Here is a 19797-nt window from a genome sequence, read left to right as displayed (position 1 = left end):
AGAACCCGACCTCGGGGTTACTCAGATCAGCCCTTCACGCATCGCATAGGCAACCGCGTGCGAGCGGTTGCGCAACTGGAAGCGGTTGGTGACGTCGTGCAGGATCGACTTGACGGTGCGCTGGGAGTAGCACAGCTTGTCCGCGATCTCCTTTGTGGACATACCGGAGGCGACCAGCCGCAGCACCTCGGTCTCCCGGTTGGAGATCCCGGCCAGGTGCAGCCCGCGCGGCTCGAGCACGTGCCGCTGGAGCCGGGAGACCCGGTTCAGCAGGCGCCCGAGCAGGTCCGGCGGCAGGGCCCCCTCGCCCGCCGCTGCGGCCTTCACCAGCCGCACCAGCACATCCGGGTTGATCTCGCTGCGCCGCGCCACCGCGCACACCCCGCCCTCGACGGCGGTCAGGATCTCGGTGTCCTCCAGGTCCCCGGCCACCAGCACGATCCGGGTGAAACCGCGGCACTGCACGGACTTCAGCAGGGTGTTGGCGCGATCGTCGAACCGATCGGCCACCACCAGCGCCACCGCGCCCGCGGTGTCGTCGGTGTCCTCCAGCAGCCACACCTCTGGTCTCGTCCGCAGCGCCATGTGCACCCCGTTGCGCAAGATCGGGTCTGTGGCTCGGATGACCACCGAGATTCGGCTCTGCTCCAACATGGTCCAACCCCCTCCATCGGCTCCACTGATCACTCTGCCCCTTCAGGCGTCCCGAGCGCATGGGACCGGTGTCCCGGTTGGGACCTTTTTCTGCCCTCAAGGGCCGTTGCCCAGCCCGGCCTTCCTGGCGAGCACAATGGCCTGTGCCCGGTCGGCGACGGCCAGCTTGGCGAAGATGCTGGAGACGTGGTTGCGCACCGTCTTCGGGCTCAGGCACAGCCGGGACGCGATGAGCCCGTTGCTCGTCCCGTCGGCCAGCAGGGCCAGTACCTCGCGCTCGCGCGCGGTCAGCTCGGGGAACGGCACGTCGTGGGCGGGCGGCGGGGTGGTGAAGAAGCCCAGCACCCGCCCGGCGATGTCCGGGCCGAAGATGGCCTCCCCGCGCGCCACGGCGTGCACCGCCCGGACGATCTCCTCCTGGCCGGAGCCCTTGAGCAGGTAGCCCCTGGCGCCCGCGCGCATGGCGGCGAAGACGGATTCGCTGTCGTTGAACATGGTCAGCATCAGGATGCCGGTGTCCTGCCGCTCGGCGAGGATCTCCCGGGTGGCGTCGATGCCGGTCATGTCCGGCAGGTGCACGTCCATCACCACCACGTCGGGCGCGCACCGGCCCGCCGCGGCGATGGCCTCCGCGCCGGTGGCCGCCTCGCCGACGAGGTCCACGCTCGGCTCGCCCGCCAGCACCGTGCACAGTCCAAAGCGGAACAGCGGATGGTCGTCGACGACCAGGACCCGTGTCGTCACAGGTGAACTCCCTCCTTGGGCAGCGGCAGCGTCGCCAGCACCCGGGTGCCGCCCTCGCCGTCGCTGTGGACCAGGCAGTCCCCGCCGAGCTCGGCGGCCCGCTCCCGCATAGACGCCAGACCCACGCCCGCGGTTGCCCGCTCGGGCAGCCCGATTCCGTCGTCGACCACCTCGATGTGCAGTTCGTCGTCCACCCACAGCCGCACCGCGCACGAGCGGGCGTTGGCGTGTCGGGTCACGTTCGTCAGCGCCTCGCAGACGATCCGGTACACGGCCACGTCCACCGACGCGGGAAGCCTCGGCATGACTGTCGGAACCTCGAGCATGATCGTGACGCCCGCCCCCGACGCGTCCCGCTGCGCCGTGCGGCTGGCCAGCGCCCCCGCGTAGGCGCGCAGGGCGGGGACCAAGCCGATCTGGTCGAGCACGGGTGGCCGCAGGCCGTGCGCGAGCCTGCGGATCTCGCCGATGGCGTCGGCCAGCTCCGTGCGCAGCCTGGCCAGCAGCGCGGCCGTGGGGGAGTCGGGGACGACACCGCGGCGGGAGGCGTCGAGGCCGAGCGCGATGGCCGCCAGGGTGGGGCCCACGCCGTCGTGCAGCTCGTGCAGCAGGCGCCTGCGCTCCTCCTCGCGGGCGCGCACGAGCCGGTCGCGGCTGCGGCGCAGGTCCCGGGTCAGCTGCGCGGTGTGCACGGCGGCGCCGAGGTGGCGGGCCACCTCGGCCAACGCCACCCGCTCGCGGCGGCGCAGCACGCCGGGGCCGCCCGCGACCAGCGTGCCGATCCGCTCGCCCGCGAACATCAGCGGCAGGCGGTGGGTGTCGGCGGGCGGCTCGCCGGTGCTCGCGGCGACCTCGGGGCCGGTGCGGCCCTGGAACTCCACGGCGAGGTAGGGCAGGCGCAAAGCGCGCGAGACGGTGGCCACGATGTCGGGCAGCGTCTCACCCGGAGCGCGGGTGCCCGCCAGTCGATCGGCCAAAGTGGACACGACGTGGTAGGGGTCGTCGGGGTGGCCGAACAGCCTGCGGTTGACCCGTTCCCGCATCCAGTTGTGCAGCGGCTGCACGAGCAGCGCGACGGCGGCCGCGGCGACGGCCTGCTGCCACAGCCGGTCCATCGGCGGGAACAGCAGCGACAGCGCGGTCACCACGGCGATGTAGGCGCCGAGCATGCCCGCGCTGAGCGCGCCGTAGACGAGCGAGCGGCTGATCGCCACCTCGATGTCGAGCGCCCGGTGCCGCAGGATCGCCGCGGCGACGGCGATCGGCACCGGCAGGAACACCAGGGTGTGGTAGCGCTCGGGCAACAGCGGCGCGCCGGAGAGCGCCGTGGGCAGCGCCCACACGGCCAGGTACACGAGCACGCCCCCGCCCAGCGCCACGGCCAGCCAGCGCAGCCTCCGCCGGGCCTCCGGCACGGTGGCGTAGGTGTGGGCGAGCACCGCGAGCAGGACCGCCGGGTAGGCGAACAGGGCGGGCAGCGCCGGGGAGGCCGCCGCGGTGAACCCGCCGGAGACCACGGCCGCGATCCCGTACAGCAGCGGGCCGCCGAGGTAGGCGCCCGCGGTCTGCCAGCGCGGCCGGGGCCCGGTGAACACCAGGGCGAAGTGCAGCATCGCGCCCCAGAGCAGGACGAACGCGGCCTCCCCCACGTACCAGCGCCAGAACTGGTCGCCGACGGCGAGGTCGAGGGGCTGCAGCCCGAAGACCGCGGCCCCGGTGGTCGTCAGCACGGCGAACCCCGAGGCGAGCAGCGCCGCGCGGGCGGCGGGCTCGGTGGGGCGGACCCGGAAGATGGTGATGGAGGTGACCGCGAGCAGCCCGATCACCAGCAGCGTCGGCCAGCCGTGGCCCACGTCCCGGGTGACGGGGTAGGGCCGCAGGTGCACCGGAATGGACAGTCGGACGCCGTCGCGCCGGATGTCGTAGACGAGGGTGTCGCCCGCCTCCGCGGGCGGGCCGCCCAGTCGCGGGAGCGGACGGCCGTCGATGGCGTCGACGATGTCCCCGGGGCGCAGGGCGCTGCCGGGCGCGGCGCTGATCACGACGACCCCGGCGGGGGAGAACGCCGCGTCGCCGAGGTTGACCGTCGCGCCGTCCCCGGGAGCCAGCGCGCGCGACAGCAGGCACCACCCGGCCGCGCCGAGCATGAGGAGGGAGAGGATGAGGACCGACGCACCCGACCGTCGACCGGACACCCTGGGATCATCCCCCACCCGGGTGTCCGAAAGCACCCCCGCGACTTCCTCGGAATCACCAACGTCACCCGTCTGGTGCAGTGGCATCGGCTCCGACTTCCCTAACCGCGGCGGGTCAATGGCCTAATCCGGCCGCGTTCCCTTTTGGCCGCGATCGGTGTCCCCATGTCCACCTGCGCGCGTCTGCTCACCGGTGGACCGCTGGGCTTGGCTGGCGTTCATGGAGGTCGTGGTGGGTGCGGCGATCGTACGTGGTGGACGCTTGTTCGCGGCCCGGCGTTGTCGTCCGCAGCCGGTCGCGGGTTATTGGGAGCTGCCGGGCGCCGAGGTCCCCGGCGACGCCTCGGAAGCGTCGGTTCCGGCGGAGCTGTTCGTCGTCGAATTCGGCATCGATCTGCGCTGCGTCGACCGCATCCTCAGCGACCGGATGCTCGTTTCCCGGCCACTACTGGGCCGACGAGGTGTGGCAGTACGCCGTCTAGGCCGTGTTTCAGATGTGGGGTGCGGCCGGACTGGCGCGGCTATGCCGTGCTCCACATCTGAAACACGGCCTAGAGCGCAGGGTCTCCCTTGCGCGCCCTGTCCTCCAGGTCGCTGTCCTCTGGGCTGTTGTCCTCTGGGTGGCCTTGCGGGCCGTCGTCCGGCAGTCGCAGTCCCATGGGCGGGGTGTCCATCTCGGCACTGTCGGTCTCGGTGGGGGCGCCGCCGGTCCCGGCCGGGCGCCCCACCCGCAGCGTCGCCACCGCCGCGACCACGGCGAGCACCGCCGCGCCCATGAGCAGCACGACGCCGGGCCCGGTCTGGAACCTGAGCTCGTCGGCCATCGACCTCGGCAGCCCGACGTCGCCGGTCATCGCCCTCGCCTGCGCGACGCAGACGCCCACGGCGGCGGCCACCGCGCCCGCCCCCATCGCGGAGGTGAACCGGGCCCGCCCGACCCACACCCCGCCGTCACGGCCCGCCAGCCGGGCGAACACGCCGCCGACCGCGAGCACGAGCAGCGCCAGCACGAGGATCGGGCCACCGGCGGCCACGGCCGCCCGCGGCATGAGGAGCAGCAGGCTGCCCCGCACCAGCTCGTCCAGCTCGGGCGCGAAGCTGGCTTCCCAGAGCGACCACTCGATCGACGTGATCCCGGGGCCGCGCTGCTCCGCCCCCAGCATCGGCAGCGGAATCGACAGCGACAGCACCGGCAGGAAGGTCCCCACCAGGCCCACGGCCAGCGCGGCGACGTGACACGCGGGCGCGAGGCGCCCCACCCGGGAAACAGCCATACCGCCATCTTCCTCACCCGGCCCCGCGGGGAATCACCACCCCGATCCGCCGCGCGAGGCAAGAAGCAGCAGGTCAGCGCCGTCGGCGATGGCGAACACGCCGACCGGGGGCCGCGACTCGCCCGTCAATCCAGAGTCTTTGCGGAAGCGAACGTCCCGAAAGAGTGATTGCGCCCTCATCTCTATATGAGCGGTGGCCGACCCGAGCGAGGGCCGGGTCGGCCACCGCTGGTCAGTGCCAATCGGGTTGGGTCAATCGGGGTTGGTCGGCGCTCAGCGCGATGCCGCTGAGGCGGCCAGGTAGCGCTCCAGGACCGTCGCCTTCCACTCCTCCAGCAGGCGCGCCCGGCGCGCGTCGTCGCCGCCCATCATGGCGTCGAGGGCGAGGCCGCGGACGAGGTTCACGGTCAGCAGCATCAGCGTCTCCACCTCCGCCTCCGGCAGCTCGCCCGCCGCCTCGCGGTACAGCGACAGGGTCGCGTGCCCCAGCGCCCGGTCGACCGGGCGCAGCGAGTCCCGCAGCTCCTGGTCGGTCCGCGCGGCCACCCACAGCTCCACCGCCGCGGTCGACAGCGTCCCCGAGTAGGTCTCCCACAGCAGGTCGATCCCGTGGCTGATGCGCTCCGGGCCCGGCGGCAGCGATCGCGCCGACGCGGTGACCTGGCCGATCAGCCGCCCGAACAGGTGCTGCAGGGCCGCGGTCATCAGCTCGGCCTTGGTCGTGAAGTGGTGCTGCTGGGCCCCGCGCGAGACCCCGGCGCGGGCGCAGATCTCCTGGACGGTGGTCCGCGCGTACCCGAGGGAGACCAGGCACTCGACCGTGGCGTCGAGCAGGGCGACGCGGGTCTGCTCGCTGCGCTCCTGCTGCGTGCGGTGGGTGCGGGCGGGTGATGCCACGAACGACCTCCCAAAGGACTGGCAGGGACTTTACGGGGCCGCGGACCAGCGGGTACCTTCACGCGTGAATTTACATTCAAGCCTGAATGTTTTCACCCCGTTGGCCGCTCCCTGGAGGCTCAGTGAACCGCTCGCCGTGGATGGATGAGGACCTGGACGCCTTCCGCGACCTGGCGAAGACGTTCTGCGAGAAGGAGCTGACCCCCAACATCGAGCGCTGGATCGAGCAGAAGGAGGTCGACCGCGAGCTGTGGCGCAAGGCGGGCGAGGTCGGCCTGCTCTGCCTGTCGATCCCGGAGGAGTACGGCGGCGGCGGGGGCACCTTCGCCCACGAGGTGGTCCTGCTCGAAGAACAGGCGCGCGCGGGCGACTCCGGCTGGGGCGTGTCCCTGCACAACGGCATCGTCGCCCACTACGTCCTCGCCTACGGCTCTGAGGAGCAGAAGCAGTCCTGGCTGCCCAAGCTGGCCTCGGGGGAGTGGGTCGGGGCCATCGCCATGACCGAGCCCGGCACCGGCTCCGACCTGCAGAACGTCAAGACCAAGGCGATCCGCGACGGCGACGACTACGTCATCAACGGCGCCAAGACCTTCATCACCAACGGCGGCCAGTCCGACTTCGTCATCATCGTGGCCAAGACCGACCCGGGCAAGGGCGCGGAGGGCACCTCGCTGATCGGCGTGGAGACCGCCCGCGACGGCTACCGCAGGGGCCGGGTGCTGGACAAGATCGGCCTCAAGGCCCAGGACACCGCCGAGATGTTCTTCGACGACGTCCGCGTCCCGGCCACCAACCTGCTGGGCCCGCAGGAGGGCCAGGGCTTCATCCAGCTCATGCAGCAGCTCCCGCAGGAGCGCCTGATCATCGGCGTGTCCTCGGTCGTGGCGATGGAGCTGGCCCTGGCGGTGACCCTGCGCTACACCAAGGAGCGCGAGGCGTTCGGGCGCCCGGTGTTCGGCTTCCAGAACACCAAGTTCACCCTCGCCGAGGTCGCCACCGAGGCCCGCATCGCGCGGGTGTTCCTCGATGACTGCATCGGCAGGCACCTGCGCGGCGAACTCGACATCCCGACCGTGGCGATGCTCAAGTGGTGGTCGAGCGACCGGGCCATGAAGGCCGTGGACCAGTGCCTGCAGCTGCACGGCGGCTACGGCTACATGAACGAGTACCCGATCGCCAGGATGTACACCGACCTGCGGGTGCAGATGATCTACGGCGGCACCAACGAGATCATGAAGGAGATCATCGCCCGCACGCTCTGACCCGCTCACCCGCTCACCCGCTCACCCGCTCACCCGCTCACCCGCCGACTCGCGAGGAGAACCGACAAGTGGGACCGCTCAAGGGCCTGCGGGTCATCGAGCTGGCGGGCTTGGCGCCCGCGCCGTTCGCCGCCACCGTGCTGGCCGACCTCGGCGCCGACGTCATCCGCGTCGACCGCGCCAGGCCGGGCGCCGACGTGCTCGGCTTCCCCGACGACCCGCTCACCCGGGGCCGCCGGTGGATCGGCGTGGACGTCAAAGCGGACCGGGGTCGCGACCTCGTCCTGCGCCTGACCGACACCGCCGACGTCCTCGTCGAGGGCTTCCGGCCCGGCGTGGCCGAGCGCATGGGCCTGGGCCCGGAGGTCGTCATGGGCCGCAACCCCGGCCTGGTCTACGGCCGGGTGACCGGCTGGGGCCAGGACGGCCCGCTGGCCCACGCGGCGGGCCACGACATCAACTACATCGCCGTGGCGGGCGCGCTGGAGCCCATCGGCCAGGCGGGCCACAAGCCGACCCTGCCGCTGAACCTCGTCGGCGACTTCGGCGGCGGCGGGCTCCTGCTGGCCATGGGCGTGCTGGCCGCCCTCGTGGAGCGGCAGGGCTCCGGTCGCGGCCAGGTCGTGGACGCGTCCATGGTGGACGGGGCCGCGCTGCTGTCCACACACCTGCACGGCCTGCGCAACCTGGGCGCGTGGAACCAGCCGCGCGGGCAGAACCTGCTCGACGGCGGAGCGCCGTTCTACGACACCTACGAGACCGCCGACGGCAAGTTCGTCGCCGTGGGCGCCATCGAGCACCGGTTCTTCACGGCGCTGACCGAGGTGCTCGGCCTTGAGGACGTGCCGGAGCACATGGACCCGGGGAACTGGCCCGCCCTGCGCGCCCTGCTGGCCGACACCCTGCGGACCAGGACCCGCGACGAGTGGGCCACGCTCGCCGAGGGCACCGACGCGTGCCTGTCGCCGGTCCTGACCCCCGAGGAGGCCCGCGCACACCCGCACAACGTCGCCCGGGGCACGTTCGTCGACATCGGCGGCTCGCCGCAGCCCGCGCCCGCGCCGAAGTTCAGCCGCACGGCCCCGGCGACGCCGTCGCGGCCGAGCCAGGCGCGCGCGGACACCGCGGCCGTGCTCGCCGAACTCGGGCTCGCCGACGAGGAGGTCGCGACGCTCAAGGCGGCGGGCGTCATCGCTTGATGACCACTCGATCGAGTACCTCGCCGCGCGTGACCGTTTGATTACCTCCCTGGGGTGACATTCCCTGCCCATGGGCTGCTGTGCCGTACCTTCGTGCACGGAGAGTTCCGCGTGGCGTGGCCATCGCTGCCCGACTTGGGCGATCATGTCACCGGGAGGCGCACCGGTCGGGGTACCGCGTGCGGAGCTGACAGGGAGATGGGCATGGACGTCAAGAAGATCTTGATCGTGGCAGGCGTCGGGATCGTGCTGTTCTACGTGATCTCGCAGCCCAACTCGGCCGCCGACGCGGTGCAGGGCCTGTTCGGCTGGCTGCGCGACGGCGCGGAGGCCATCATCACGTTCCTGAGGAGTCTGTTCGCGTGAGGTAGCAGTCGGTCACTGTCGGTGACCGGTGTGGAAAAATAAGATCCAAATTGGACCGTCCGGGTGGATCTGCGGGCTTAATCACCAGACGGCGCGCATCGCGCGGAATTTGGGTCTGGCGATCTGTCGGTGCCTGCCCCTACGGTTTCAGCCATCGAGTGATCATGAGACCTCCAGGAGGCGGAATGCTCGACGAAACCGGGGTCGACGCGCTGGTCCGGCAGTGGACCGCAGAGCGCGCCCAGGACGCCGACGCGGTCGAAGCGCGAAGGATCGCGTCGGAGTGGCTGGCCGAGGCCCCAGTGCCCGCGCAACCGGGGATTCCCGGCCAGCGGGCTCGCGGTGGCGCGACACAGCGCTGGGCGGGGGTGGAGGCCACCGACCCGCGCTATGTCGACGCCATGCGCACGCGGCTGCCCGGCGTGCCCGCGGAACTGCTCGCCCAGGCGGCGGGCTGGTGGCAGATGGTCGGCGGGGTCGCCGAGGCCGAGGAGTGGTGGGACGCCGGGCTCAGCCCGCTGGACCAGCGCGCCCTCGACTACCGCGCGGCCGGGCTGGCGCCGTCGGACCTGCGCCGCAGGCTCGGCCCGCTGACCGTGCTGGAGCACCTGCGCAGGGGCAGCGCCCCGGCCTGGTGCGTGGCCCGACTGGCGCGCCAGCGCCGCGAGGGTGTGGCCTGAGCCTTCCCGCCGCCGCGTAACGTGACCCCGCCCCGGGTCGTTTGACCAGGGGAGAGGGGGAGCGTGGTGGCTGGGAGGCGCGGGGTTCCGGGCACGCTGCTGAGGCTGGCGGTGGTGCTCGCGGTGCTGGCCGTCGCCACGGCGGCGGTGTGGGTGGTGCGCTTCGCGGCCGCCCCGACCGCGGGCCCCGTCGAGGTGCCCGCCGCCCAAGTGCCTGCTGCCCAGTTGCCCGCTGCCGACGTCGAGCCCGGCGCGGTCGTCCCCGCCCCGTCGCCGCAGGCGGCCCAGGCGGGCGCCGACCCGCTGCGCGCGTGGGCGGTGGACCTGTCCGGGCGGACCGGGGTCCCGGCCCGCGCGCTCATGGCCTACGGCGGCGCCGAGCTGGCGGTGCGCTCCACCGACCCGGGCTGCGGGCTGTCGTGGGCGACGCTGGCGGGCATCGGCCGGGTCGAGAGCGACCACGGCCGCTACGGCGGGCGCGCCCTGGGCGATGACGGCCGCCCGTCCACCCCGATCATCGGGGTGCCCCTGGACGGCTCACCCGGGATCAAGGCCATCGCCGACACCGACGCGGGCGCGCTCGACGGCGACCCGGTGCTCGACCGCGCGGTCGGGCCGATGCAGTTCATCCCCGCCACCTGGGCCCGCTGGTCGGCCGACGCCACGATGGACGGCGTTGGCGACCCCCAGCAGATCGACGACGCCGCGCTGGCCGCCGGGCGGTACCTGTGCGCGGGCGGACGCGACCTCCGCACCCCCTCGGGCTGGTGGCAGGGCGTGCTGTCGTACAACAACTCGGTCGAGTACGGGCAGAAGGTGTTCGGGCTGGCGGAGTCCTACGGGAGCGCCGCCCGGACGTGAGCGCCGTCTCTCAGCGGGCCGGGGTTAGCATCGGGGCGTGAAACGCGCGGTCGTGGTGGTCGGGGTCAGCGTGCTGTCCCTGGTCGCCTGCTGCGCGCTCGCCTGGTGGCAGTGGGAACGGTTCACCGAGGCCAACGGGTCGTTCCAGAACCTCGGCTACGTCCTGCAGTGGCCCCTGTTCGGCCTGGCGCCCGCCTACATGTTCTGGCGCTGGCACAAGCTGCGCGCCGAGCCGCCGAAGGTGCAGGTCCAGCCGCCACGGCCCGCGCCGCCGCCGCGCACCCCCGCCGAGAACGAGGACGACGACGAGCTGGCGGCCTACAACCGCTACCTCGCGAGCCTCAACGCAGAGGAGACCCGATGAGCATGACCGACGAGGAGAACCCGGCCCAGGCGGTGGCCGCCCCCGGGGTCCGCGGCGCACTCGCCCGGTACCGGGTGCTGGCCTACGTCGTCGGCGTCGGCCTGCTGGCGCTGGTCGTGGCCATGGTCCTCAAGTACGGGTTCGCCAACGGCGCCGCGGTCGCCGTCGTCGGCCCCGCCCACGGCTTCCTCTACGCGGTGTACCTCGTGGTCGCCTTCGACCTCGCGCTCAAGGCGCGCTGGTCGGTCAAGGGCACCCTGTGGGTCCTCCTCGCGGGCATGATCCCCTTCGTCTCCTTCATCGTCGAGCGCTCGGTGACCCGCAAGGTCCGGGCCGGCGAGAAGGTCTAGAGGCCGCACGTCCACAAGGGACGGGCTTCCTGGCGTCACCCGACCTGCCGGGCGAACCGCCGGACCCACCAGTGCTGCCACGGCATCTCCACCGCGCGCCGGTGGTGGTGGGCGCGGGTCCAGGCCACGGCCTCACCTGCGGGAACCCCGGCCAGGACGGCCAGGCAGGAGATCACCGTCCCGGTCCGGCCGACCCCGCCGCCGCAGGCCACCTCCACGGCCGTGCCCGCCTTCGCCCGCTCGTGCAGGTCCTGGATGAGCGAGACCGCGGTCCCGAAGTCGCGCGGGATCATGAAGTCCGGCCAGTCCACCCAGGTGTGCTCCCATTCGGGCCGGTACCGCCGCAGTCTGCCGTTGCCCAGGTACAGCGCGTAGCCCGGCTGGTCGCCCCCCGGCTCCGGGTTGCGCAGCCCGCGACCGCGCACCAGGGAGCCGTCGGGCAGGTGGATCGCTCCGTCAAGCATGGCGCGCATTATCGACCGGCCCCCACCTCCGCGGCCATCGTGCCCTCCAAAGCCAAGGGGCCGTCCCGCCACGCGGCGGGACGGCCCCTTGCGCGGGAGACCTAGAGCGACTTGCGCACCCGGTACGGCGGGACCGCGCAGCCGCGCAGGGCGTCGGCGTCGATGGTCTCCGGGCGGTACGGCAGCGTGGCCAGGCGGTCCACCATGCGCTCGGTGGTGTCGGGGACCTCCTCGGCCATGCCGAACAGGAACGCCCACTCGTGCTCGTCGGAGCCGTAGTAGACGGTGGTGCCGAACACCTCGTGGAAGCGGCGCCACGAGCGCAGCAGCGTCTCGTTGCGCCACATCGTCTGGCAGCCCGCCTGGCACACCACGACGCCGCCCGGGGCCAGCACGGACCGGCAGCGGGTGAGGAACTCCTCCTCGTAGAGCCGGTTGTGCTGGGCGAACTCCGGGCGCTCGTCGGGCAGGTCGACCAGCACGATGTCGTACTGGTCGGTGGTGTCGGCCAGGAACTGCCAGCCGTCGGCGTAGTGCACGCGCACCGGGCCGTCGTGGGCCACGGCCCGCTCGAGCTCCTCCGGCGTGTAGCCGTAGGGCAGGTGCCGCGCGCACAGCTCCACGGCCTGCCGGTCGATGTCGACGTGGTCGACCACGGAAGCCCCGGCGGCCACTGAGATCTGGCTCACAACCCCTTCGCTGGAGCCGATCACGAGCACCCTGCGCACCTCGGGGACGAGCAGCAGCGCGGGCACCAGCAGCGCCTCGTGGTAGGTCAGCTGGCTGAACTCGGTGCTCTGCCGGTCGTCGTCGCAGAACAGGCTCACGCCCTGGGCGGTCGTGCCGATCACCAGGTGCTGGAACTCGGTGTTGGTGTCCACCAGCACCTCGGGCATCTCCCACACGCGGGTCATGCCCGCGCCGAGCGGCTCGATGACGACGCTCACGCGACCACCCCGGCCGCGGGCACCGGATGTCCCCTGTGGACGGTGGTGATGGTGGCCCCGGTGGCCCCGAGCCGGTCGCGCAGCAGCGCGGCGGCCAGTTCCGGGTCGGCGGTGTCCCCGCAGGTGAAGATGTCGACGAACATCGACCCGATCTCGGGGTAGGTGTGGATCGACGCGTGCGACTCCGACAGCAGGGCCAGCACGGTCACCCCTTGCGGCTCGAACTGCTTGGCGACGACGTCGCAGACCGTGGCGCCCGCCTGGCGCAGCACTTCCTCCAGGGTCGTATGGAGGAAGGTGAGGTCGTCGAGCTTCGAAGCGGCGACTCCTTCGAACTCGGCGAGGACATGCCGACCGGCGAAGTGGCCAACGCCCGCTGCGGGCGTGAGGTCGTGCGCCATCTATCCAACCTCCTACGGGGGTGTGTCAGCCGACGAACAGTGTCGGCAGGGGCGGGAATCCATTGAAGGAAACCGACGCGTAGCTTGCCGTGTAGGCGCCCGTGTCGAGGATGTCGACGTGGTCGCCCGCGCGCAGAGCCAGGGGAAGACGATACGGGGTCCGCTGGTAAAGCACATCATCACCGTCGCAAGTCGGGCCCGCGATCACCACGGGCCCGTCCGGGGTGCCCGGGCACGACGTGCGCAGCCGGTAGGCGATGTACTCGTTCTCGGTCTCGGCCAGGCCCTGGTAGCGGCCGATGTCCAGGTACACCCAGCGGTGCTCGTCGGCGTCGGACTTGCGCGCCACCAGCACCACCTCGCTGCGGATCACCCCGGCGGTGGCCACGACGGCGCGGCCGGGCTCGATCAGCAGCTCCGGCGGCGTGTCGAAGTGCTGCCGCACGGCGTGTCGGATGGCTTGAGCGTGCTCGCGCAAGGCGGGAGCGGCCTGGACGTAGCTGGCCGGGAAGCCGCCGCCGAGGTTCAGCGAGGACAGCACGACGCCGCGCTCGGCCGTGGCCCGCCCGATCCCGGCCGCCTGCGCGATGCCCGCCACCCAGGCGCGCGGGTCCGGGTGCTGCGAGCCCACGTGGAAGCAGGCCCCGCGCGCGTCCATCCCCAGTTCGGCCGCCCGCACCAGCAGTCGTGCCGCCATCTCCGGCGCGCAACCGAACTTCTTGCCGAACGGCGTGCCGGACCCCGGCGCGTCCACCAGGAACCGGCACCACACCTGGGCGCCGGGGGCGTTGGCGGCCAGCTTGTCCAGGTCGTCCTCGGAGTCGAAAGTGAACCGGCGCACACCGAGGCCGTGGGCGTAGGCGATGTCGCGGGCCTTCTTGATGGGGTTGCCGTAGGACAGCGACTCGGGGTGCGCGCCCTGCTCCAGGCAGAGATCGATCTCGCCGGTGCTGGCGACGTCGAAACCCGAGCCCTGCCCGACGAGGGCGGCGACCACCTCCGGCGCCGGGTTCGCCTTGACCGCGTAGAAGACGGCGGCCTCGGGAAGTTCATCTCGCAGCGAACGGTGGTTGGCCCGGACGACGTCCAGATCCAGCACCAGGCACGGGGTCTCGGGCGCGTGCTCGTCCAGGAACGCCCGGAGGCGCTCCTCGCTGCCGGCCGCCGCCGAAGTCTGCAACACGGCGTGCACTGTAGTACCGAATCGGGAGAACTGTTTCCCCGTGCCAGTCCGCGCGGGCCGCGGGCGGGCGTCCCCGGCTGCCGCGACCACGGGCCGCTAGCGGCCGATGCCGGTCAGCGACCGGACCTCCATCTCCTTTTGCAGCCCTTCGTCGGCTTTGTCCGAGGAGAGCACCGTGCCCAGGTACCCGCAGATGAACGACACCGGGATGGAGACGATCCCCGGGTTCGACAGCGGGAACACCTGGAAGTCCGCGCCGCTGAAGATCGACGTCGGGGCGCCGGAGAACACCGGGGAGAAGAACACCAGCAGCAGGCACGACCCCAGGCCGCTGTACATCGCCCACAGCGTCCCGGTCGTGTTGAACCGCTTCCAGAACAGCGAGTACAAGATCGTCGAGAGGTTCGCCGACGCCGCGAAGGCGAAGGCGAGCGCGACCAGGAACGCGACGTTCTGGCCGTTGGCCATGATGCCGCCGACGATCGCCAGCACGCCGATGACCACCGCGGTGATCCGGGCCACCCGCACCTCGCTGGCCGCGTCCGCGCGGCCGTGGCGGAAGATGCCCGCGTACACGTCGTGGGCGAAGGAGGCCGACGCGGTGATCGTCAGCCCCGCCACCACCGCCAGGATCGTGGCGAAGGCGACCGCGGCGACGATGCCCAGCAGGACCGTGCCGCCGATCTCGAAGGCCAGCAGCGGGGCCGCGGAGTTAACCCCGCCGGTGGAGGCCAGGATGCGCTCGGAGCCCACCAGGGCCGACGCGCCGTAGCCGATGATCAGGGTCGAGCCGTAGAACACCGTCATCGAGCCCACGGCCCACACCACGGACCGCCGCGCCTCGCTCGCGTTGGGCACGGTGTAGAAGCGCATGAGGACGTGCGGCAGGCCCGCGGCGCCGAGGATCAGGGCCAGCGACAGCGAGATGAAGTCCAGCGGCGACCCGCCGTACTGCGCGCCCGGCTCCAGGATCGCGCCGCCCTTGGCGTTGTTGGCCGCGGCCTCGTCCAGCAGCGCGCTGAGGCTGAAGCCGAACTTGCCCAGCAGGAAGACCGTCATCAGCACGACGCACAGAATCAGGATCGACGCCTTGATGATCTGCACCCACGTGGTGCCCTTCATGCCGCCGACCAGCACGTAGAAGACCATGATCATGCCGACGACGGCGATCACCAGCGCCTGGCCCGCCTTGCTCTGCACGTCGAGCAGCAGCGCGACGACCGCGCCCGCGCCCGCCATCTGGGCGAGCATGTAGAAGAACGAGATGACCAGAGTGGACGTCGCCGCCGCCGCGCGGACCGGGCGCTTGCGCATCCGGTAGGCGACGACGTCGCCCATGGTGAACCGGCCGGTGTTGCGCACCAGCTCGGCGACCAGCAGCAGGTTCACCAGCCACGCCACCAGGAAGCCGATGGAGTAGAGGAACCCGTCGTAGCCGTTGATCGCGATGGCGCCCGCGATGCCCAGGAACGACGCGGCGGACAGGAAGTCCCCGGACAGCGCGATGCCGTTCTGCACGCCGCTGAAGCGCCCGCCCGCGGCGTAGTAGTCCGCGGTGGAGCTGTTGCGCGAGCTGACGCGGTAGACGATGTAGAGGGTGATGAGGACGAACGCGGCGAACACCACGGTGTTCAGCGTCGGGTTGCCGACGCCCTCGGCTGCCAGCGGGCTCACTCGGCCACCCCCGCCGCGGCGCGGATCGCGGCCACGTCCGGGTCGATCCGCGTGCGCGCCCACCGCAGGTACAGCGCGGTGATCGCGATGGTGGTCGCGAACTGCAGCAGCCCGAGGACCAGCCCCACGGTGACCGAGCCGAACACCCGCGCGGACATGAAGTCCCTGGCGTAGGCGGCGAGCAGCACGTAGGTCATGTACCAGACGAAGAACACCACGCTCATGCCGAAGACGAAGCGGCGGAACCGGCTCCGCAGCGCGGTGAACGCCGGGCTGGCGTGGATCGCGGCGAAGTCGGGGCCTGCGGGCGGCGCTGCGGCGTCGGGCGCGATACCGCCGAATGTCGCGACCCGCGGTCGCGGGGGGACGACCTCGGTCATGCGTTCCTCCGGGGAAAGGGTAATGCCGAATGCGGCGGGCGTCATGGTAACCAGGGCTGTCCAGTACGCCTAATGCGAAGGCATTGTCACTTCTATCGATCCCGGCTAGTGCTCGCGCGCTCTTAATGCGCGCCCGGATACGCCTGCCAGGGCATATCGGTGCGGTGGGATCACGGAACGATGACGGTCACGGATGGATTCGTCCTCAAAGGTCAAACCACTCGTAGTGGTGAATCCCGTGATCACCTTGCGTTGGGCGAGTTGCAGCGCTACCTGGCCTGGTGATGTGCGGGGCGTGGGGCAGGGTAGGAAAGTAACCCGATCTAGCGATTAAGTCGGTAAATCAACCGCGAAGGGTGACCGGAAGGCGATCTTGATGCGGTGAGCGGTACGGCCGGAGCTGGTTTTCGCGGTATTTTCCCAGGTCACGCCGCGTGCGGTGGAAAAGCTTTCCCGACCGCCCGATTCCGCTAGGCTTCTGGCCACGTTGTCGCCGGTCTGAGCTTTTCGGCGAACGCGATCCGCAGGTGTGGTGCCCGGTCCGACCTGTGCTGCCCAGTAATCAGTCACGGAAGGAGCTGCGCGGTGAGGTTATTCCCCGTGACGCCGCCGTCGAGGCCAGGGGAGTGCGCGTGAACGAGACGGTGTCCAAGACCGCGGGTGGGGAAGCCCGCGGTACCCGCTGGTCGGCCATGACCCGGTGGCGGGACTGGAACCTGCCGGTCAAGCTCAGCGCCGTCATCCTCGTCCCCGTCGTGTTCGCCATCGTCCTCGGCGCGCTGCACATTGGCACCCAGATCGACCGCGCGGACTCCTTCCGCCGCGTCGACCGGCTCGTCGTGGTCAACGACGACCTGCGCAAGGTGCTCACCTGGGTGCAGCGCGAGCGCACCAAGGCGGCCACCCTGCTCACCGGCGGCTCCCGCGACATCGCCTTCGAGCTCAACGCCGAGCAGCGCAGCGCCGACGCCGCACGGGCCAACCTGGTCCGCTCGGCGCGGCGGGCCAGCTTCGCCAACGCCGCCACCGCCGACCGGTACGCCACCGTCGGCGTCCAGTTCACCAAGCTGGACGCGCTGCGCGTCCGCGTCGCCCAGCGGGAGGTCAACGGCTCCCAGGCGCTGGCCGGGTACACCGCGATCATCCGGTCCCTGCTCGCCTTCGACCGCGCCGCCACCGAGGAGATCGCCGACCCGGGCCTGTCCGGCACCGCGGGCGCGCTGCACGACCTCGAAGCGGCCAAGGAGGAGGTCTACTACCAGCAGGGCCTGGTCGCCATGGGCATCGCCCGCGGCGGCCTCAGCGGCCCGGAGCTGGAGGCGCTGCGCAGTTCGCAGGCCCGCCTCGACGAGCACATCACCGAGTTCCGCGCGGTGGCCACCACGCGGCAGCAGGCCGAGTTCGACCGGCTGCTCGACGTCCCCGGCGTCAGCGCCCGCCTCGACCTGCTGCGCCTGGTCGTCGGCGGCGACAGCGAGACCCTGCTGCCGGTCGGCGTGCCGCTGCCGATCACCTCGGTCGACTGGAACAGCGCCTCGGAGCTGACCTCCGGGCGCATCAGCAACGTCAGCAGCACCCTGGGCCAGGAGATCACCGCCCGCTCGGCCGCCCTGCAGGACGAGGCCAGCGACGGCGCGGGCATCGCCTCGGTGGTGCTGATGGTCGCGCTGGTGGCCGCCGCGGCGGTCATCACCATCATCGGCCGCCAGCTGCTGGGCTCGCTGAACCTGCTGCGCCGCGGCGCGCTGCGGGTCGCGGAGGACTCGCTGCCCCAGGCGGTGGCCCGCATCCGCGGCGGGAAGAACCTGCCCGCCGAGCCCGAGATCACCCCGGTCCCGGTCACCACCGGCGACGAGGTCGGGCAGGTCGCGCGCGCCTTCGACGCCGTGCACCGGCAGGCGCTGCGCCTGGCCACCGAGCAGGCGGGCCTGCGCGCCAACTACAGCGACGTCTTCGTCAGCCTCTCCCGCCGCAGCCAGGGCCTCGTCCAGCGCCAGCTGCACCTGCTGGAGCGCCTGGAGCGCGACGAGGAGGACGCCGACCAGCTGGCCGTGCTCTTCCAGCTCGACCACCTCGCCACCCGGATGCGCCGCAACAACGAGAACCTGATGGTCCTCTCCGGCGCCGACCTCGCCCGCCGCGGCAACCCGCCCGCCCCGCTGGCCGACCTGCTGCGCGCGGCGGTCTCCGAGATCGAGCAGTACCAGCGGGTCGTCATCCAGCCCCCGGCGAAGGCGCAGGTGGTCGGGTACGCCGTCGGGGACCTCGTGCGCCTGACCGCCGAGCTGCTGGACAACGCCGCGGCGTTCTCCGCGCCCGCCACCCAGGTGACGGTGTCGAGCCACTACAGCCCCGGCGGCGCGATCAGGGTCGAGGTGGCCGACCGCGGCATCGGGCTCTCGCCCGCGGAGCTGGCCGAGGCCAACGCCCGGCTCGCCGACAGCGGCGCGGTCGACGCCACGACCGCGCGGCGGATGGGCCTGTTCGTCGTCGGCAGGCTCGCCGCCCGCCACGGCGTGCGGGTGTGGCTGGAGCCCGCGGTGGACCAGGGCACCCGGGCGATCATCACCGTGCCCGCCGAGCTGACGCTGGCCGCCGAGCCCAGCAGGCCCGTGCCGTCACCCGCGCCATCATCAGCGCTGGCACCCACGCTGGCACCCGCGCCCCGGGAGGTCGTCGGCCCCGAGGCCGACGCGCCGCTCCGCCGAGCGGCGACCAACGGCCATTCCCCCGTCGAGCCCGCGCGCGCGACCAACGGCCACCACGCCGACGTCCTGCCCCGCACGAACGGCCACGCGCTCCCGGCGGACCCCCTGCCACGCCGGGGGACCAACGGCCACGGCCCCGACGAGCACCACACCAACGGCGCCGCCCTGCCCGAGCCGTTCGCGATGTGGACCATGGACGAGACCGCCATCATCGGACCGTCCACAGCGGACCTGCTCGACCTGCTCTCCGCGGGCGACGGGGCGTCGTCGCCGGAGAGCCCGGCCGACACCGCCGAGCCCGCTCCACAGGAGAGCGACGAGCCCGCGGGGGAGGTCGGCGGGAACGGCACTCCCGGCGGCCCCCCCGCCCTCCCCCTGCCCCGGCGCGAGCCGCGCCGCGCGCCGGAGCCGGACGAGGCCGAGACGGCGCGCTACGCCGAGGCCCTGTTCACCCCCAGCGAGCCGGACCAGTCCGACACGGGCTGGTGGGACACCACCCTGGTGCACGAGCGCGCGCCCGCCCTGCACGAGACCACCCCGATCTTCGACGAGATGGTCTCGGCCTGGTTCCGCGCGGTCACCGACGCGCCGGACAACGCCTGGGACTTCGTCGCCGACACCGGTTTCCGCACCGCGCGCTCGGTCTCCGCGGCCGAGGCGGAGGAGTACACCGAGTCCGGCCTGCCCCGGCGCACGCCGCGGCGCAACCTGGTGCCCGGCAGCGTGGACTCCCGCGCGCACCACCGCCCCGCCTTCGCCCAGCGCTCGGCCGACGACCTGCGCGACCGGCTCTCCAGCTACCAGCGCGGTGTGCACCGGGCCCGAGGCGTGCACCACACCGGGCCCGCGCACGCCTCCGACGGGCTCGACCTGCGCGGCGCCCGCTGGCGCTTCGCCGCGGACGTCGGCTGGCAGGCCGCCGACGCCCTCGCCAACTCGGTCCCGGCCGCGAGCACCACCACCGGCCTGCCCCGGCGCACCCCGCGCGAGCGCCTGCTGCCCGGCAGCCTCGACGCCACCGCCGCGGGCCCGAGGATCGAGCGCGACGCCGAGGCCCTGCGCTCGCGGCTGGCCGGGTTCAAGCGCGGCCTCGACCGCGGCCGCGACAGCCTGGCCCAGCGGGTCGCCCCCGCGGGCCACGCCGACCACCCCGGCGACGGCGATGCGTGACGCCACGCGCCGGTCATGGACCGC

At 72.3% G+C, this 19797-nt stretch carries 19 protein-coding genes; 8 read left to right on the top strand and 11 right to left on the bottom strand.

Going from position 1 to position 19797, the window contains the following annotated elements:
* Window positions 1-21: 21 nt before the first annotated feature.
* The 5 genes from ACTG9Q_RS30005 to ACTG9Q_RS29985 form a co-directional block, all read right to left on the bottom strand.
* On the bottom strand, window positions 22-654 hold the full coding sequence (locus tag ACTG9Q_RS30005) for a response regulator transcription factor (RefSeq protein WP_455576302.1): 633 nt from the start codon (window positions 652-654) through the stop codon (window positions 22-24).
* A 96-nt stretch (window positions 655-750) separates the two neighbouring features.
* A complete protein-coding gene (locus tag ACTG9Q_RS30000; RefSeq protein ID WP_455576301.1) occupies window positions 751-1398 on the bottom strand; it encodes a response regulator in 648 nt (215 codons plus the stop codon).
* A complete protein-coding gene (locus tag ACTG9Q_RS29995) occupies window positions 1395-3593 on the bottom strand; it encodes an ATP-binding protein (RefSeq protein ID WP_455576300.1) in 2199 nt (732 codons plus the stop codon). Before ACTG9Q_RS29995 ends, ACTG9Q_RS30000 begins: the two co-directional genes overlap by 4 nt.
* A gap of 551 nt (window positions 3594-4144) precedes the next feature.
* On the bottom strand, window positions 4145-4867 hold the full coding sequence (locus ACTG9Q_RS29990) for a hypothetical protein (RefSeq protein WP_455576299.1): 723 nt from the start codon (window positions 4865-4867) through the stop codon (window positions 4145-4147).
* 273 nt (window positions 4868-5140) lie between these two features.
* Window positions 5141-5764: a TetR/AcrR family transcriptional regulator gene (locus tag ACTG9Q_RS29985; RefSeq protein WP_455576298.1), complete on the bottom strand. Its 624-nt coding sequence runs from the start codon at window positions 5762-5764 to the stop codon at window positions 5141-5143.
* Between the two features lie 140 nt (window positions 5765-5904).
* Here ACTG9Q_RS29985 and ACTG9Q_RS29980 point away from each other — a divergent pair, with 140 nt between their 5' ends.
* The 7 genes from ACTG9Q_RS29980 to ACTG9Q_RS29950 all read left to right on the top strand — a co-directional run bounded on the left by ACTG9Q_RS29980 (window position 5905) and on the right by ACTG9Q_RS29950 (window position 10846).
* Entirely contained in the window at window positions 5905-7026 is a 1122-nt protein-coding gene (locus tag ACTG9Q_RS29980; RefSeq protein ID WP_455576297.1) for an acyl-CoA dehydrogenase family protein, read from the top strand.
* A gap of 68 nt (window positions 7027-7094) precedes the next feature.
* On the top strand, window positions 7095-8225 hold the full coding sequence (locus tag ACTG9Q_RS29975; protein ID WP_455576296.1) for a CaiB/BaiF CoA transferase family protein: 1131 nt from the start codon (window positions 7095-7097) through the stop codon (window positions 8223-8225).
* Window positions 8226-8429: 204 nt separating this feature from the next.
* Window positions 8430-8591 carry a hypothetical protein gene (locus ACTG9Q_RS29970; protein ID WP_455576414.1) on the top strand — a complete coding sequence of 54 codons (162 nt, stop codon included), beginning with the start codon at window positions 8430-8432 and terminating at the stop codon, window positions 8589-8591.
* A 185-nt stretch (window positions 8592-8776) separates the two neighbouring features.
* A complete protein-coding gene (locus ACTG9Q_RS29965) occupies window positions 8777-9271 on the top strand; it encodes a helix-turn-helix transcriptional regulator (protein ID WP_455576295.1) in 495 nt (164 codons plus the stop codon).
* 66 nt (window positions 9272-9337) lie between these two features.
* The gene (locus ACTG9Q_RS29960) at window positions 9338-10132 is read left to right on the top strand and encodes a murein transglycosylase (protein WP_455576294.1); all 795 of its coding nucleotides are present in this window, start codon (window positions 9338-9340) and stop codon (window positions 10130-10132) included.
* Window positions 10133-10169: 37 nt separating this feature from the next.
* A complete protein-coding gene (locus ACTG9Q_RS29955) occupies window positions 10170-10496 on the top strand; it encodes a hypothetical protein (protein WP_455576293.1) in 327 nt (108 codons plus the stop codon).
* Window positions 10493-10846, top strand: coding sequence for a DUF3817 domain-containing protein (locus tag ACTG9Q_RS29950; protein ID WP_455576292.1), 354 nt, complete (start codon window positions 10493-10495; stop codon window positions 10844-10846). Before ACTG9Q_RS29955 ends, ACTG9Q_RS29950 begins: the two co-directional genes overlap by 4 nt.
* A 35-nt stretch (window positions 10847-10881) precedes the next feature.
* Here ACTG9Q_RS29950 and ACTG9Q_RS29945 read toward each other — a convergent pair whose 3' ends face one another.
* The 6 genes from ACTG9Q_RS29945 to ACTG9Q_RS29920 all read right to left on the bottom strand — a co-directional run bounded on the left by ACTG9Q_RS29945 (window position 10882) and on the right by ACTG9Q_RS29920 (window position 15895).
* Window positions 10882-11310, bottom strand: coding sequence for a phosphatase domain-containing protein (locus tag ACTG9Q_RS29945; RefSeq protein ID WP_455576291.1), 429 nt, complete (start codon window positions 11308-11310; stop codon window positions 10882-10884).
* A gap of 101 nt (window positions 11311-11411) precedes the next feature.
* On the bottom strand, window positions 11412-12224 hold the full coding sequence (locus ACTG9Q_RS29940) for a spermidine synthase (RefSeq protein ID WP_455576403.1): 813 nt from the start codon (window positions 12222-12224) through the stop codon (window positions 11412-11414).
* 29 nt (window positions 12225-12253) lie between these two features.
* On the bottom strand, window positions 12254-12658 hold the full coding sequence (gene speD / locus ACTG9Q_RS29935) for an adenosylmethionine decarboxylase (protein ID WP_455576290.1): 405 nt from the start codon (window positions 12656-12658) through the stop codon (window positions 12254-12256).
* A gap of 25 nt (window positions 12659-12683) precedes the next feature.
* Entirely contained in the window at window positions 12684-13850 is a 1167-nt protein-coding gene (locus tag ACTG9Q_RS29930) for a type III PLP-dependent enzyme (protein ID WP_455576289.1), read from the bottom strand.
* Between the two features lie 87 nt (window positions 13851-13937).
* The gene (locus ACTG9Q_RS29925) at window positions 13938-15515 is read right to left on the bottom strand and encodes a solute symporter family protein (protein WP_455576288.1); all 1578 of its coding nucleotides are present in this window, start codon (window positions 15513-15515) and stop codon (window positions 13938-13940) included.
* Window positions 15512-15895 carry a DUF485 domain-containing protein gene (locus ACTG9Q_RS29920; RefSeq protein ID WP_455576287.1) on the bottom strand — a complete coding sequence of 128 codons (384 nt, stop codon included), beginning with the start codon at window positions 15893-15895 and terminating at the stop codon, window positions 15512-15514. Before ACTG9Q_RS29920 ends, ACTG9Q_RS29925 begins: the two co-directional genes overlap by 4 nt.
* Before the next feature lie 632 nt (window positions 15896-16527).
* On the opposite strand from ACTG9Q_RS29920, the gene ACTG9Q_RS29915 reads away from it, so the two are divergent.
* Window positions 16528-19773, top strand: coding sequence for a nitrate- and nitrite sensing domain-containing protein (locus ACTG9Q_RS29915; protein ID WP_455576286.1), 3246 nt, complete (start codon window positions 16528-16530; stop codon window positions 19771-19773).
* Window positions 19774-19797 lie beyond the last annotated feature (24 nt).

Source organism: Actinokineospora lacus, assembly GCF_053813445.1.
Note: the sequence above shows the minus strand (reverse complement) of the source record. Positions and strands in the feature narration are given on the sequence as shown.